The sequence below is a fragment of the Vibrio gallicus genome (genome assembly GCF_024346875.1).
GTDB classification, from domain to species: Bacteria; Pseudomonadota; Gammaproteobacteria; order Enterobacterales; family Vibrionaceae; genus Vibrio; species Vibrio gallicus.
In genome coordinates this window covers 191551-207164 of record NZ_AP024871.1, presented here as the reverse complement: position 1 = coordinate 207164, position 15614 = coordinate 191551, and the positions used below count along the sequence as shown (strand labels likewise).

Here is a 15614-nt window from a genome sequence, read left to right as displayed (position 1 = left end):
TTAAGCTTTAACAGCTGGTTTTACGATAACGTTGCCGCCGATAGAGCCTGGTACTGCACCTTTAATAAGAAGCAGATTGCGCTCAGCGTCAACACGTACGATCTCTAGGTTTTGAGTCGTTACACGCTCAGCTCCCATGTGACCAGCCATTTTTTTGCCTTTAAATACGCGACCTGGAGTTTGGCATTGACCAATAGAACCAGGAGCACGGTGAGACAAAGAGTTACCGTGAGTCATATCTTGAGTACGGAAATTCCAGCGCTTAATAGCACCTTGGAAACCTTTACCTTTAGATGTACCAGTAACGTCTACTTTTTTAACGTCATTGAAAAGTTCTACTTTTAGCTCAGTGCCAATTTCAAACTCTTCTCCGTTTTCTAAACGGAATTCCCAAAGACCGCGACCAGCTTCAACACCAGCTTTAGCAAAGTGACCTGCTTCAGCTTTGTTTACACGGCTAGCTTTTTTCTCTCCAGCAGTAACTTGGATTGCAGAGTAGCCGTCAGTTTCTACAGAACGAATCTGTGAAACACGGTTATTTTCTACTTCAACAACTGTTACTGGGATAGAAACGCCTTCTTCAGTAAATACGCGGGTCATACCCACTTTACGTCCGACTAGACCAATCATTCTTCTAATCTCCCTTAACCTAGGCTGATTTGAACATCAACACCAGCAGCAAGATCTAGACGCATAAGAGCATCAACAGTCTTGTCAGTTGGTTCGACGATGTCGATCAAACGCTTGTGAGTACGAATTTCGTACTGGTCACGCGCGTCTTTGTTAACGTGCGGAGAGATAAGAACAGTGAAACGTTCTTTACGAGTAGGAAGTGGAATAGGACCACGAACCTGCGCGCCGGTACGCTTTGCTGTTTCAACGATTTCCGCAGTTGAAGCATCGATTAGCTTGTAATCGAAAGCTTTTAGGCGGATACGAATACGTTGGTTCTGCATGAGACAGAGCTCCAATTAATAATTAAATACACAAACAATATCGCCACTCACTCTTATAAAGATAAGGGAATGCCGATTGATTTATGTGAAACCGTAGCCTCCAAAATCAGGAAGCGTTGTCAGCTAATTTTCGATTAACTTATAGCTCTCGCTATTTTATTAATTGTATTAACCGCGAACATAAGCGGAGTATACGTTACCTAGGCTAATAGCCTAGCTCCTCGATGCTCATTGGTTCACAACCGACTTAAGTCAGTGGGAGGCATTATACAGATCGCAGAATAGTATGCAAGGGGTGTGTGAAAAATAATCGGAATTCAAGTCAGAGTGTGGGAATAGAAGAGTCTGATCGCTGAAGGCTTATAGCTGTCAGCTTATAAAATGCAAAAAGGGAAGCCGAAGCTCCCCTTTTTAGATGCGGTCTCTTCCGAAGAAGAATATCGCAAGATATTAACTAAATATTAGTCAAAGATCTTAGCAACAACACCAGCACCAACGGTACGGCCACCTTCGCGGATTGCGAAACGTAGACCTTCATCCATTGCGATTGGAGCGATTAGCTCAACAGTCATTTGGATGTTATCGCCTGGCATTACCATTTCTACGCCTTCAGGTAGAGTGATATCGCCTGTTACGTCAGTTGTACGGAAGTAGAACTGTGGACGGTAACCTTTGAAGAAAGGAGTGTGACGGCCGCCTTCGTCTTTAGAAAGAACGTACACTTCTGACTCAAATTTAGTGTGTGGGTTGATTGAACCTTTAGCAGCAAGTACTTGGCCACGTTCAACGTCATCACGCTTAGTACCACGTAGTAGTGCACCAACGTTCTCACCAGCACGACCTTCGTCAAGCAGTTTACGGAACATTTCAACACCAGTACAAGTAGTAACTGTAGTATCTTTGATACCAACGATTTCTACTTCGTCACCTACGCGTAGGATACCGCGCTCGATACGACCAGTTACAACAGTACCACGACCTTGGATTGAGAATACATCTTCAATAGGAAGTAGGAACGGTTGGTCAACAGCACGCTCTGGAAGTGGGATGTAAGAATCTAGTGCTTCTGCAAGCTCAACGATTTTATCTTCCCATTGTTTTTCGCCGTTTAGAGCGCCAAGAGCTGAACCTTGGATTACTGGTAGATCATCACCTGGGTAATCGTACTCAGAAAGAAGTTCACGAACTTCCATTTCTACTAGTTCAAGTAGCTCTTCGTCATCAACCATGTCACATTTGTTCATGAATACGATGATGAAAGGGATACCAACCTGACGACCAAGTAGGATGTGCTCACGAGTTTGAGGCATTGGGCCATCTGTCGCAGCAACAACTAGGATACCACCGTCCATTTGCGCAGCACCAGTGATCATGTTTTTAACATAATCGGCGTGTCCTGGGCAGTCTACGTGTGCGTAGTGACGTTCAGGAGTATCGTACTCAACGTGAGAAGTTGCGATTGTGATACCGCGCTCACGCTCTTCTGGAGCGTTATCGATTGATGCGAAGTCTTTCGCTTCACCGCCGTACACTTTTGAAAGAGTAGTACAGATTGCAGCAGTTAGAGTTGTTTTACCGTGGTCAACGTGGCCAATAGTACCAACGTTAACGTGCGGTTTCGTACGTTCAAATTTTTCTTTAGACACGATTGTGTTCCTTCCTAGTTATTGATTCGCCGAGACACAAAAAGTCGGGGCGCGCCAGAAGTTGCTATTTTATGCGGCATCTTTCGATAGCGCAATAGAATCATTATTAAACAGTAGCTATTTTCGCGATAAAGCGTGACTAATGTTTAACCACGTTCCGCAATAATAGATTCAGCGACATTCTTAGGTACCTCAGCGTATTCGCTAAACTCCATAGAATAAGACGCTCGCCCTTGAGTTGCAGAGCGTAAATCAGTTGAATAGCCAAACATGACAGACAGCGGAACCTGCGCGCGGACAATTTTCAGTCCAGCAGTACCATCTTCCATGCCTTCAATAATGCCGCGGCGACGGTTTAAGTCCCCTACTACACTACCCATCCAGTCGTCTGGCGTGGTTATTTCAACTTTCATCATTGGTTCAAGGAGAACTGGTTGTGCCTTAAGAGCACCATCCCTAAACGCCATTGAGGCAGCGATTCTAAACGCTATCTCACTTGAGTCAACATCGTGGTAAGAGCCATCAAACAAGGTAGCTTTGACATCCTGCATAGGATATCCAGCAAGCACACCATTGATCATTTGCTCTTCAATACCTTTCGATACTGAATTGATGTATTCACTTGGAACCACACCACCCACAACATCGTTCACAAAAACAAAACCTTCGCCCGGTTCTGATGGCTCAAGCTTAAGCCATACGTGACCATATTGGTTACGTTCACCTTGACGAATAAATTTACCTTCAATTTCAGTTGTACCACGAATTGCTTCACGGTAAGCCACTTGAGGGTTACCTACGTTACAACCAACATTGAATTCACGCTTCATACGGTCAACGATGATATCAAGGTGAAGTTCACCCATACCAGAGATCAACGTTTGACCAGTTTCTTCATCCATTTCGACACGGAAAGAAGGGTCTTCTGCTGCAAGCTTGTCTAAAGCGATAGCCATTTTATCTTGATCGGCTTGAGATCTTGGCTCAACCACAATCTGGATTACCGGTTCAGGAAATTCCATGCGCTCTAGAATCACCTTATGATGCTGGTCACACAAGGTATCACCTGTGGTTACATCTTTAAGGCCGATTACTGCTGCAATATCACCTGCATATACTTCTTTCACTTCTTCACGCTTGTTCGAATGCATCTGCACAATACGACCAAGGCGCTCTTTTTTCTGTTTTACCGAGTTGTAGACTGTTCCAGCCGTTTTAGCAACACCAGAGTAAACGCGCATAAAGGTCAGCGTTCCCACAAATGGGTCAGTTGCAATCTTAAACGCTAGAGCTGAGAACGGTTCTTTATCATCAGCATGACGCTCGACGTCTTTTTCGTTCTCATCTACACCTTGAATTGCTGGAACATCGATTGGTGACGGTAGGAAGTCAACAACGGCATCAAGCACAGCTTGAACGCCCTTATTTTTAAAAGCACTACCACATGTCGCCAATACAACTTCATTGTTAAGGGTACGGATACGCAGACCTTGTTTGATCTCCGCTTCGCTTAGTTCACCCTCTTCAAGGTATTTATCCATCAACTCTTCATTGGCTTCCGCTGCTGCCTCGACCAAGTTGGTACGCCACTCTTCAGCACTTTCAAGCATATCCGCTGGGATATCTTCATAAGAAAAAGACATACCTTGGTCGGCTTCATTCCAGCTGATTCGCTTCATCTTGATAAGGTCAACAACACCAGCAAACTCATCTTCCGCACCCACATTTAATTGGATAGGAATCGGAGTTGCGCCAAGACGCTCTTCGATTTGATCGACAACACGTAGGAAATCGGCCCCGGTACGGTCCATTTTATTTACGAACACTAAGCGTGGGACACCGTATTTATCAGCTTGACGCCAAACGGTTTCAGATTGAGGTTCTACGCCTGATGCACCACAGAATACAACTACTGCACCATCAAGCACGCGCAGTGAGCGTTCTACTTCAATGGTGAAATCAACGTGTCCTGGGGTATCAATGATGTTGATGCGATGGTCTGGGAATTGAGCTTCCATACCGCGCCAAAAGGTGGTGGTAGCCGCAGATGTGATAGTGATACCACGCTCTTGCTCTTGCTCCATCCAGTCCATAACTGCTGCGCCGTCATGAACCTCACCAATTTTATGGGAGAGACCGGTATAGAATAGAATACGCTCACTTGTGGTTGTTTTACCTGCATCTACGTGAGCCACGATACCGATATTACGGTAGTGCTCTATAGGAGTTTTACGAGCCACGATTGTATCCTCTTATTAGGGACTATTAATATTTAAAAAAAGCTTCAGAAATATTGATAGTTCCTATTTTTCTGTTCCGAAAAATAGACAAATGCAGCGAGCATAAAGCCCGCTGCACTTAAAGGTATTACCGAGGGATTACCAACGGTAGTGAGCGAACGCTTTGTTAGCGTCAGCCATGCGGTGAACGTCTTCACGTTTCTTAACCGCAGTACCTTTGTTCTCAGACGCATCTAGCATTTCAGCAGCTAGGCGTTGAGCCATAGATTTTTCACCACGCTTGCGCGCAGCTTCAACCAACCAACGCATAGCAAGTGCGTTACGGCGAACCGGACGAACTTCTACAGGTACTTGGTAAGTTGAACCACCTACACGGCGAGATTTAACTTCTACCGCTGGGCGAACATTTTCAAGAGCTTCTTCAAATACAGCTAAGTGGTCTTTACCAGACTTCTCAGCCATAGTTTCTAGTGCAGTGTAAACAATTTTCTCTGCAGTAGATTTTTTTCCGTCAACCATAAGGATGTTAACGAATTTTGCCAGCAGTTCAGATTTGAACTTAGGATCTGGAAGGATCTTACGCTGACCAATAACGCGACGACGTGGCATAGGAATTCTCCGTTGTCTTCTTCAGGTTATCCAAAACTTTTCAGTTTCTTCAAAATTAAAATTTAATTTAGTGTTTGGCCTTACTTAACGGAATCCATTAAGACTTAGGACGTTTCACACCGTATTTAGAACGACCTTTCTTACGGTCGTTTACGCCAGCACAGTCAAGTGCGCCGCGAACAGTGTGGTAACGTACACCTGGAAGGTCTTTAACACGACCACCACGGATAAGAACAACACTGTGCTCTTGAAGGTTGTGGCCTTCACCGCCGATGTACGAAGTCACTTCGAAGCCGTTCGTTAGACGAACACGACAAACTTTACGAAGTGCTGAGTTAGGTTTTTTAGGTGTTGTAGTGTAAACACGAGTACACACACCACGTTTTTGTGGACACGCTTCTAGCGCAGGCACGTTGCTTTTAACAACTTGCTTTGCACGAGGCTTGCGTACCAACTGGTTAATAGTTGCCATTAACTAGCTCCTGATTTACTTAAAGTAAGCTTTGTGAAAAATCTATACCCAATGCACTAGTGCAATTAGGGACGCGAAATTCTATGCGGGGACAGGTGGGGTGTCAAGAAATATACAGATCTTTTTCGTACAAAATTCATTCTAGGAACAGTAGTCATTGGTTTTAACTACCAAGTAATCGACTTACTGTGTTCTGCTGTGAGGTCTACGAAGCCAGAAAAATCAATCACTGCAATACTTGATTCTAGCATATCAATGATGCCCCTAGCCTCTGCATCCGGTCGTAACACCAGTGTTTGCAGGGGCTGAATGGATAAAAACGCATGATGACGTGGATTAGCTGCGTACACCGCATCTTCCACCAGCAGAAACCGATCTGTTGCTGTGGCGTACATGACTGCCTGTTCTAACTTATCTATTCGTGAAATTATGTGTAGCATTTAAAATCTCAGTATTTGAATACACTCGGACATTTTTTGTGCCACCTGGGATGGCGTTAGGAGCTCACCATCTAAGATAAGGTCTTTTTTGACCACACCATATTTAGATAAGCTCGTTTCACAAATAAAAATATCTTCCACATCATATAGCTCTAGTAAGCGAAAGGCGGCGATATAATCTCTGCTTAATATCGCTTGTGGTTGTTGCCGTTTAAGGAGCTGCAAAACCCCTTCGCCCACAAAAATCACACTGATATCTTCACTTAGAGCCGACGTTGCAAGGATCGCATCCAATCCCTCGCGCCCTTGAGCTGTAGAATGAGGCGCAGCTGAAAATATAAAGCCTAATTTCTTCACAGCTGCACCACCCTATCTCGAGTTAATAGGGCCTCGGCTAAACTGCCCAACCCAGACTGTTCAAATCCGTTAGCAAGGTTTGTTTGAGTTAATTGATGCTGTTGGGCTTCTTGCTCACCTATGATGCCTCGACGCAAAGAGGCGGCGACACAAGTTTGAAGCTGTATACCATGTTCTGCTGCAAGTTGTTGCCATGCTGCGACTAGATCAAATTCATCGTTGGCGGGAACCGTTAAACCGTTGCCATTGCTTACACCCTGCTGATAAAAGAAAACACTGACTAAGCGATGGCCTTTTTTAATCAATGCTTGCGCAAATTGGTAGGCATTTAATGGGCTTTGATCCCCATAAACACTTCCATTTACAACCAAGGTATAGGTTAGGCTCAAGGTTTACTCTCCAGTCTTGCGTTGACGGATGTATAGATAAACCGTGTGTTTTGAAATATTTAATCTATCCGCGACGCGGTTAATCGCATCTTTGATATCAAAAATTCCTTTATCATAAAGGTCCATCACAATCTGGCGATTCTTAGTATTGTTAGAAACACTTTTATCAGCATTAACCTCATCGATAGTACGTTCAACCGTTTGATCGACCAGCTCTTCAACATCACTTGCAAAGTTTACCGAAGATGCAGCAGCTTCCGCTTCTTCTGTTGGCATGAATGAGTGTAATACTTGGGAGAACGGCGCATCCAAGTTAACGTTAATACATAAAAGACCAATGACGCGATTATCACCATTGTGTATCGCTACCGTAATTGATTTCATCAACACGCCACCCTTAGCTCGGGTAAAATAAGAACGAGAAAAGTTACGTTCCGAGCCTTCAATATCTTTAAGCATTTTTAGTGCAAGATCAGTGATAGGAGAACCAACCTGACGACCGGTATTTTCGCCGTTTGCAATACGAATCGCAGAGGTGTTTAAGTCTTCTAGTGAGTGCAGGACAATCTCGCAAAAAGGACCTATCAAGCTAGCAATACCGTCAACCACTGCTTCATAAGAGCGCAAGATTACTTTGTCATGTTCCGTGAACGGCTTTACGTCAACTGAATCTAATTCAAGGAGAGATTCTGCATGGAGAGGCTGATATTGCACTTAAAGGTCCACCTAATGAAATTCAAATATTGCATTAAAGTTTATCAGATTATTTTAAAAAAGTGAGGATTGGTTACATTTAAGTCACTGTAATTCTGATCTAAATCATAAGTTTCTTCCACCTAAGCCGCTGTATTGTCAATCCTGAACAGAGATCTAGTTCATACAGATATAAAAAAACCGAGGACAAAGCCTCGGTTTGATTAACAAATTTACGCTGTTATTTTTTCGCGTCAGTCGCTTGTTGTTGTGGTGCTTCAATACTTAGCAGTTCAACTTCAAACACTAGCGTTGAATTAGCAGGGATTTTTGGTGATGCTTGATCGCCATATGCCAACTCTGGTGGGATAACAAATTTATATTTAGAGCCCACTTTCATTAACTGAACACCTTCAGTCCAACCAGGGATAACGCGATTAAGTGGGAACGTTGCAGGTTCGCCGCGGTCAATTGAGCTATCGAATTTAGTGCCGTCTGTAAGCGTACCTTCATAGTTAACTTTAACTACATCTGTCGCTTTTGGTGTTGCACCTGTGCCTTCTTTTTCTACTTGATAAAGAATGCCAGATTCGGTTGTTTTAACGCCTTCTTGCTTAGCGAACTCAGCACGGAAATCTTCACCCGCTTTTACTGCAGCTTCAGCTGTAGCTTTTGCTTTCGCTGCCATTTTTTCACTTACACGCTTATCTAAACCTTCTAGAGCGGCACGAATTTCATCTTCTTTAAGGCCAGGTTCGCCTGAGAATGAATCAGTAATACCTTTAAGTACCATCTCATCGCTAAGATCAATGCCGATTTCACGAGGTTTTTCTACGCTTGTCTTAAGGTAAGTAGCGAAAGAAACACCAATCGCATATGCTGCTTTTTCATCATCAGATTTGAACGTCATTGCAGCAGCTTCAGTTGCCGCTTGTGGAGCAGCCTCAGTTTTAGCAGCAGTTGTATCTTCTTTTTGACAACCTACTGCTAGAGCTACAGTAGCAGCTAGCAAAGAAAGTTTTAGCATTGATTTCATTTAATTCTCCAATTAATGGCCTAGCCATTTGTTGTAGGGCACTTTAAGATGCCACGCTTTGGTGACCGATATTTTAATATAAATTAAATTTGGTCAGCCGAATACAGATTAGTGTACGTTTTATCTTTCAATTACAGAAACATATTATTGTCATCTCAGTGTCAGAAAAGATACAACTATATAAAAAATTGAATTGTTAGCTTATAGACCCTATTTTTTGAAATAGTTCCCTAATGTAAACTCACTTAACAATAAAAACGACGAATATCAGTTATGACCAATAAAACCGAAGCCACCGACGTAATCGCTTTATTTACTCAACAAATCGATGATATGGAATGCAAAATCGCATTCCAAGAGCAAACCATTGATGAACTCAATGAAGCATTGAGCCAGCAACAAGTTCAAATCAGCAAGATGGAACAGCAAATGCGGCACATAGTAGGCAAGGTGAAAAACATGGAAACCTCAAACCTTGCAGATCCTTCCGAAGAAACGCCTCCTCCCCATTATTAATGGTAGCAAGGCATACTATTCGTCGGCATAAATTTTGACACTCACATTACCGTAAATATCAATAGCAGCTCTATACATACCGGAGCTGTTCATTGCGAAATGAATATCACCCGTTGCATCAAGGGCTATTAACCCGCCCTCTCCACCCATTGCCTCTAACTCACCATGGATAACGTGTTCAGCGGCAGTATGTACATCTTCATTTAAGTAACGCATTCGAGCGGCAAGATCTCCGGCAACCTGTTTGCGAATAAAGAATTCTCCAACACCTGTGGTCGATACCGCCACATTGCCATTCTCTGCGTGGGTTCCCGCTCCGATAATTGGACTATCTCCAACTCGGCCATACTTTTTGTTCGTCACCCCACCAGTACTAGTAGCAGCCGCCAGATTACCTTGCATGTCTAATGCAACAGCCCCCACAGTACCGTGCTTTCTATCGTCTGGATATTTGCTCTCTGAAAGGGCAAATAATCCCTTCTCTTTCATGGAGTTAAGCTGTTCAACTCGACGTTGCGTAATAAAGTAAGATTCATCAACAAAATCAAAGCCCTGCGACTCAGCAAATCGTTGCGCTCCATCAGCAATTAGAAATACGTGATTACTTTTTTTCATCACTGTATTTGCTAGCTCAATCGGGTTCTTAATGCCTTTGATTCCCGCAACAGCGCCCGCATTGAGATGCTTTCCATGCATGATAGAGGCATCCATTTCTATGCGTTCCTCATGGGTCAAAACAGAGCCCTTACCTGCATTAAATAGAGGCGAATCCTCCATCACCTTAACTGCAGCTATTGTGGCGTCGCCAGCATCACCCCCTAGGGTTAATACGGAATAACCAGCGCGAACTGACTCTTCAAGGGTATCTAGCACCGCTTTTTTGAGTTCATCGCTCATATTTTCTCGCAAAATAGTGCCTGCGCCGCCATGAATAGCAATACTTATAGGTTGATGCATAACATTTCCTTCGTTATAAAACCAAAAAAGCCCCCCATCACATGGGAGGCTCATTATTCATTTACAGATTAGTGATTTGAACAGCAGTCATCGCCTTTAGAGCAATCACCTTTCCCACCACAGCACTGATGGTCGTCATCTTTTTTATGGATGTGACCATGGGCTATTTCTTCTTCAGTTGCCGCACGCAATGCCACAACTTCAACATCAAAAGTCAGCGTTTGACCAGCTAGCATATGATTTCCATCAACAACCACATGGTCACCATCGACTTCAGTAACCTCTACAGGGATTGGGCCTTGGTCTGTATCTGCAAGAAAGCGCATGCCGACAACAATCTCATCTACGCCTTGGAATACATCAGCAGGTACACGCTGAACCATAACGTCAGAATGCTCGCCATAAGCCTCTTCAGGGCCTACGGTAACACTGAACTTATCACCAACCGAGCGACCAGTTAACGCATTCTCTAAACCTGTAACTAGGTTGTTGTGCCCGTGCAAATAATCTAAAGGAGCATCAACGCCCGCCTGATCAACAACTACGCCCTCTTCCACTTTTACTTGGTAAGCAAGGCTTACTACTGAGTTATTGTCAATTTTCATAGTCACTCCAAATGGTGATTGTTCAAAAAAGAGCCGCAATCATACCGATTAAGTGATCTTATTTCTAGGGCTCAAAGATTCCAATAATGGATTGCTTAGATGCTGCCTGTTGTTGCTGCTCTGTAACCCGCTGCTGCTTGAAATCACAACTTACGCACTCAGCCCACTCGACCTTATTTTCCTCCCACCAACGTAAGGTGTCTGTTTCCTTGCATTCTGGACAGGTCGCGCCAGCAATAAACCGCTTTTTAATACTCATGTTATTTATTCCAAAAGTGACTCGATTGTCGTTCGTTTTCTATTTCTCTATCGAAGATTTCTTCTAGTTCCTTACGCGCTTCCTTAGCTCGCAGTGCTAAGTTCTGCTCATCTCGATGCTCAGGTAGTAGCTCCTCAAGCATTTTATGGTCCAGCTTGCCAAAGTGCTTGGTCGCTCGCGTTGCTTGATGAGGATGCATCCCAAGCGAGACCAGTAATTGCCCCCCTAAGTCCAAGGCACTCAGAAAGGTTTCTCTAGAGTATGAGTTAACCCCGTGATTAAGCAGTTGATACGCCTCTACTCGGCTACGTGCTCGAGCCAATATCTTCAGGTGCGGAAAATGTTGCTGGCACATCTCTACCGTATCCAATATTTCATCTGGTGAATCGGTGCATAACACAATCGCCTCGGCGGTATTGGCTCCAGCTGCCCGTAATAAATCAATATTACTCGCCTCTCCATAATAAACTTTATACCCAAATTTTCTTAGCAACTTAATTTGACTGGCATCGCTCTCAAGAATGGTAATCTTGATCTTGTTCGCATACATAAGACGCCCAATAACCTGCCCAAAGCGCCCAAACCCAGCCACGATTACTTTTGGCTTTCGGCCTTCAATAGGTTTAACCGAGTCCTCTTCTGTCGGGTTAATACTGCGCGCATACCACCAACTTTGCCCTTTAAGTAATAATGGCGTAGTCACCATAGAAACACTCACCACTACCAATAGGAAACTCGATACCGAATCATCTAATAAGCCTAGCGCTAAAGCGGCGGTAAATATCACAAAGGCAAACTCTCCCCCTTGACTCAATATTGCCGACATCCGACTGCGTGATTTAGACTTCAGCCCAAACAGGTGTGCGAGTCCATATAAGACATAGCCTTTTACCACCACCAAACCGATAACGGTCAACAAGATTAATAGTGGATTTTCAATGAGTAACCCAAGGTTCACCGACATCCCGACCGAGATAAAAAACAAGCCCAATAGCAAGCCTTTAAATGGCTCGATAGTGATCTCTAACTCATGTCGATACTCACTTTCGGCTAATAACACCCCAGCTAAGAAGGTGCCGAGAGCCATAGAAAGACCAAGATATTGCATGATAACCGCAATACCAAACACCACTAGCAGAGCCGTTACCGTAAATAACTCTCGCGCCCCACTTAGTAATACATAACGAAATAAAGGGCGTAATAAGAAGTGACCAGCCACCAAGAGTGCACTGACCGCTGCCATTTTCATACCAACATCAGACCAATTCCCAGCAACATTACCCGCTAGCAGTGGCAATACTGCCAACATTGGAATGACAGCTATATCTTGAAACAGCAACACGGCAAACCCAGACTGTCCGGTTTCAGTACCAGATAACTCCTGCTCTTCGATAACTCGTAACGCAATCGCGGTTGAGGAAAGGGCCAACCCCATACCTATAGCTAAACTGCTACTCCATGATTGACCAAAAAAGTGAGCTACCAGCGAGATAAGTGCGGTAGTTAACACCACTTGAGCGCCACCAAGCCCAAGTATCGGGACTCGCATTGCCCACAATTTTTTCGGATTAAGCTCTAAGCCAATTAAAAATAGGAGTAACACGACCCCCAATTCGGAAAAGTGAAGAATTGAATCAACATCACTGATCAAGGCAAGGCCCCAAGGGCCGATAACAACACCAGCTATCAAGTAACCAAGCACGCTACCTAATCCCAACCTTTGAGCAAGAGGCACTGCAATGACGGCAGCACTGAGAAACAATACTCCACTTTGGATCAGGTCATTATTCAAGGCCATTTTCCGCTCCTAGATTGGTTGTGGCGGCAAAAGGATCACTCAACCATTTCGCGTAATCTAAAGCATGCTGGACACGCTCAACATCACTAACATTGCGTGACCAATATAAGATCAAAGGCTCAACCCAGTGCATTTGACACAGAGCAGCAGTTAATTCAAAGGGTTGCAGGATCTGCTCTAAGGGGTATTTGTTGTAACCGTCCGGTGAAAAAGCACAGGCTTTGCCACCTGTAGTGATGACGCTACGCCAATACTTATCTTTTAGGGAGCATTGCGCCCCGAATGCAAACCCTTTATCCAAAACCCGATCCATCCATTCCTTCATCAAAGCAGGGCAAGAATAGAGAAACATAGGGTGCTGAAAGACAATAAAATCATGTTGGAGTAAGCGTTGGTGCTCTGCTGCAATATCAATAAAAAAATCGGGGTATTCAGCATATAGATCATGAACCGTCACATTTGGTAAAGCTTGAATCTGCTCTATCATGCATCGATTAGCAACCGAGGTATCCGGCTCTGGGTGTGCGTATATCACCAACACCTTAGGGGGGTTATTTGTGGTTATTTCCGTCATTCCGTGACATTTTCCCATAAATACTCATCTGCTTTCTATCCTACCATATTAAATTCGTTGCAAAACACCGCATAGCAGCTGTGATGTTCGACTTTTGGATCGCTAACGCCTAATATGCCTGCCAAGATTATCAATATGCGACTTCCATGATTACTTTCTCTGAAATCCAATTGCTGCGTGGCGGCAAAGCACTCCTAGACAGTGCAACAGCAACTATCCATCCCGGTGATAAAGTCGGCCTTGTCGGTAAAAATGGGTGTGGTAAATCCACTCTCTTTGCCTTGATGAAGGACGAATTATCTATTGATGCTGGTGATTTCAAGCAACCAAAACATTGGGAGTTAGCCTGGGTTGCCCAAGAAACCCCAGCTCTTGAACGCTCAGCTTTAGAGTACGTGATAGATGGTGATAGAGAGTATCGTCAATTGGAAACTGAATTAGCCGATGCTGAAGCCAAAGATGATGGTAACAAGGTAGCCCTGCTACACGGAAAAATAGAGACCATCGGGGGTTACTCTATTCGTGCTCGCGCAGCTGAACTCTTGGATGGTCTAGGATTCTCACAGCCACAAATGCAGTGGAATCTAACCCAGTTTTCTGGTGGTTGGCGAATGCGCCTAAACCTTGCACAAGCATTATTATGTCGCTCCGATCTATTGCTACTCGATGAACCGACCAACCACTTGGATCTCGATGCTGTAATGTGGCTAGAGCGCTGGCTGCAAAGTTATCGCGGTACCCTAGTAGTTATATCCCATGACCGCGACTTCCTAGACCCAGTAATAAACCGCATTATCCATATTGAAAACCAAGTGCTCAATGAGTACACCGGAAACTACTCCTCGTTTGAAACCCAACGTGCTGAAAAGTTAGTTCTGCAACAGGCTAAGTTTCACAAGCAACAAAAACAGATGTCTCATATGCAGGGCTACATCGATAGATTCCGCTATAAGGCATCTAAGGCTCGACAGGCTCAGAGTAGGATAAAAGCCTTAGAGCGCATGGAAAAAGTGCTGCCCGCGCAATTTGATAATCCGTTTAGCTTTGAATTTAGAGAGCCAGATGCACTACCTAACCCAATCGTAATGATGGATAAAGTCAGTGCCGGTTATGGCGAAAAAATAATACTAGACCAAATACAGCTCAACTTAGTTCCGGGTAGTCGCATCGGTCTATTGGGGCGCAATGGCGCAGGTAAATCTACCCTTATCAAATTACTCTCTGGTGAGTTAGCTCCAAAAAGTGGGGAGTGTACTTATTCTCAAGGGGTAAAAATCGGTTATTTTGCCCAGCACCAACTTGAGACGCTTCACCCAGAAGAAACCCCGCTACAGCATCTAATGCAGATAGCCCCCAAACATACCGAGCAGCAACTACGAGACTACCTAGGAAGCTTTGGTTTCCAAGGTGAAAAGGCACTGGATAAAGTTGCTCCTTTCTCTGGTGGTGAGAAGGCACGCCTTGTCTTAGCATTATTAGTGTGGCAAAAACCAAACCTATTACTACTCGATGAGCCAACCAACCATTTAGACCTAGATATGCGTCAAGCGCTTACTCTAGCCTTGCAAACCTTTGAGGGTGCAATGGTTATCGTGAGCCACGATAGATACCTATTAAAAGCAACCACCGATGACTTGTATCTGGTTCATGACCAAATGGTAGAACCATTCGATGGTGACTTAGTTGATTACTATAAATGGCTAACAGAGCAACAGAAACTGACCAAGAAGGCGGACTCTACATCTATCACCAAAAGTAGCGAAAACTCTGCCGCCGCCAAGAAAGACCTGAAACGCAAGCAAGCTGAATTCCGTAAGCTTACTGCTCCAATTCGTAAAAATATAACTAAGCTTGAAGAGAAGATGGATAAACTCAATCAAGCTATTGAAGAGTGTGACCAACAGCTTAGCGATACGGATCTATATCAGATGGAAAACAAAGCTAAACTTACACAAGTGTTGAATAAACAGGCGCAAGCAAAAGCGGAGCTTGAAGAGGTCGAAATGGAATGGATGAGCGAGCAAGAGAGCTTAGAAGGCATGCAGGCTGAGCTGGATATCGAATAAT

18 protein-coding genes are annotated in these 15614 nt (G+C 44.1%); 2 read left to right on the top strand and 16 right to left on the bottom strand.

Annotation, left to right across the window (positions count from 1 at the left end; translation table 11 throughout):
* The 11 genes from rplC to fkpA all read right to left on the bottom strand — a co-directional run bounded on the left by rplC (position 1) and on the right by fkpA (position 8838).
* Positions 1-630: a 50S ribosomal protein L3 gene (gene rplC / locus OCU28_RS00990; protein WP_261816524.1), complete on the bottom strand. Its 630-nt coding sequence runs from the start codon at positions 628-630 to the stop codon at positions 1-3.
* 14 nt (positions 631-644) lie between these two features.
* Positions 645-956, bottom strand: a complete 312-nt coding sequence (rpsJ, locus tag OCU28_RS00985) for a 30S ribosomal protein S10 (protein ID WP_001181007.1) — start codon at positions 954-956, stop codon at positions 645-647.
* Between the two features lie 461 nt (positions 957-1417).
* A complete protein-coding gene (gene tuf, locus OCU28_RS00980; protein WP_261816238.1) occupies positions 1418-2602 on the bottom strand; it encodes an elongation factor Tu in 1185 nt (394 codons plus the stop codon).
* 146 nt (positions 2603-2748) lie between these two features.
* On the bottom strand, positions 2749-4842 hold the full coding sequence (fusA, locus tag OCU28_RS00975) for an elongation factor G (protein ID WP_261816523.1): 2094 nt from the start codon (positions 4840-4842) through the stop codon (positions 2749-2751).
* Between the two features lie 138 nt (positions 4843-4980).
* Positions 4981-5451: a 30S ribosomal protein S7 gene (gene rpsG / locus OCU28_RS00970; protein WP_017029464.1), complete on the bottom strand. Its 471-nt coding sequence runs from the start codon at positions 5449-5451 to the stop codon at positions 4981-4983.
* A 97-nt stretch (positions 5452-5548) separates the two neighbouring features.
* A complete protein-coding gene (rpsL, locus tag OCU28_RS00965; protein ID WP_005417208.1) occupies positions 5549-5923 on the bottom strand; it encodes a 30S ribosomal protein S12 in 375 nt (124 codons plus the stop codon).
* 167 nt (positions 5924-6090) lie between these two features.
* A complete protein-coding gene (gene tusB / locus OCU28_RS00960) occupies positions 6091-6363 on the bottom strand; it encodes a sulfurtransferase complex subunit TusB (protein ID WP_261816522.1) in 273 nt (90 codons plus the stop codon).
* Positions 6364-6720: a sulfurtransferase complex subunit TusC gene (gene tusC / locus OCU28_RS00955; RefSeq protein ID WP_261816521.1), complete on the bottom strand. Its 357-nt coding sequence runs from the start codon at positions 6718-6720 to the stop codon at positions 6364-6366.
* Positions 6717-7109, bottom strand: coding sequence for a sulfurtransferase complex subunit TusD (gene tusD / locus OCU28_RS00950; protein ID WP_261816520.1), 393 nt, complete (start codon positions 7107-7109; stop codon positions 6717-6719). The genes tusC and tusD overlap by 4 nt, the downstream gene beginning before the upstream one ends.
* A 3-nt stretch (positions 7110-7112) precedes the next feature.
* Complete coding sequence (locus OCU28_RS00945) at positions 7113-7823, bottom strand: helix-turn-helix transcriptional regulator (protein WP_261816519.1); 711 nt, start codon at positions 7821-7823, stop codon at positions 7113-7115.
* Positions 7824-8043: 220 nt separating this feature from the next.
* On the bottom strand, positions 8044-8838 hold the full coding sequence (fkpA, locus tag OCU28_RS00940) for an FKBP-type peptidyl-prolyl cis-trans isomerase (protein ID WP_261816518.1): 795 nt from the start codon (positions 8836-8838) through the stop codon (positions 8044-8046).
* 273 nt (positions 8839-9111) lie between these two features.
* Here fkpA and OCU28_RS00935 point away from each other — a divergent pair, with 273 nt between their 5' ends.
* Positions 9112-9354 (top strand): SlyX family protein, encoded by a 243-nt coding sequence (locus tag OCU28_RS00935; protein ID WP_261816517.1) that lies wholly within the window; start codon positions 9112-9114, stop codon positions 9352-9354.
* 15 nt (positions 9355-9369) lie between these two features.
* On the opposite strand, the gene OCU28_RS00930 is transcribed toward OCU28_RS00935, so the two are convergent.
* The 5 genes from OCU28_RS00930 to kefG form a co-directional block, all read right to left on the bottom strand.
* Positions 9370-10311: an isoaspartyl peptidase/L-asparaginase family protein gene (locus OCU28_RS00930; RefSeq protein WP_261816516.1), complete on the bottom strand. Its 942-nt coding sequence runs from the start codon at positions 10309-10311 to the stop codon at positions 9370-9372.
* A gap of 68 nt (positions 10312-10379) precedes the next feature.
* Positions 10380-10916 (bottom strand): peptidylprolyl isomerase, encoded by a 537-nt coding sequence (gene slyD, locus OCU28_RS00925; protein ID WP_261816515.1) that lies wholly within the window; start codon positions 10914-10916, stop codon positions 10380-10382.
* A 64-nt stretch (positions 10917-10980) separates the two neighbouring features.
* Positions 10981-11175: a YheV family putative zinc ribbon protein gene (locus OCU28_RS00920; protein WP_261816514.1), complete on the bottom strand. Its 195-nt coding sequence runs from the start codon at positions 11173-11175 to the stop codon at positions 10981-10983.
* A gap of 1 nt (position 11176) precedes the next feature.
* Entirely contained in the window at positions 11177-12973 is a 1797-nt protein-coding gene (gene kefB, locus OCU28_RS00915; RefSeq protein WP_261816513.1) for a glutathione-regulated potassium-efflux system protein KefB, read from the bottom strand.
* Complete coding sequence (kefG, locus tag OCU28_RS00910; protein ID WP_261816512.1) at positions 12960-13547, bottom strand: glutathione-regulated potassium-efflux system ancillary protein KefG; 588 nt, start codon at positions 13545-13547, stop codon at positions 12960-12962. The genes kefB and kefG overlap by 14 nt, the downstream gene beginning before the upstream one ends.
* A 146-nt stretch (positions 13548-13693) precedes the next feature.
* On the opposite strand from kefG, the gene OCU28_RS00905 reads away from it, so the two are divergent.
* Positions 13694-15613 (top strand): ABC transporter ATP-binding protein, encoded by a 1920-nt coding sequence (locus tag OCU28_RS00905; RefSeq protein WP_261816511.1) that lies wholly within the window; start codon positions 13694-13696, stop codon positions 15611-15613.
* The last annotated feature ends 1 nt before the right edge of the window (position 15614 follow it).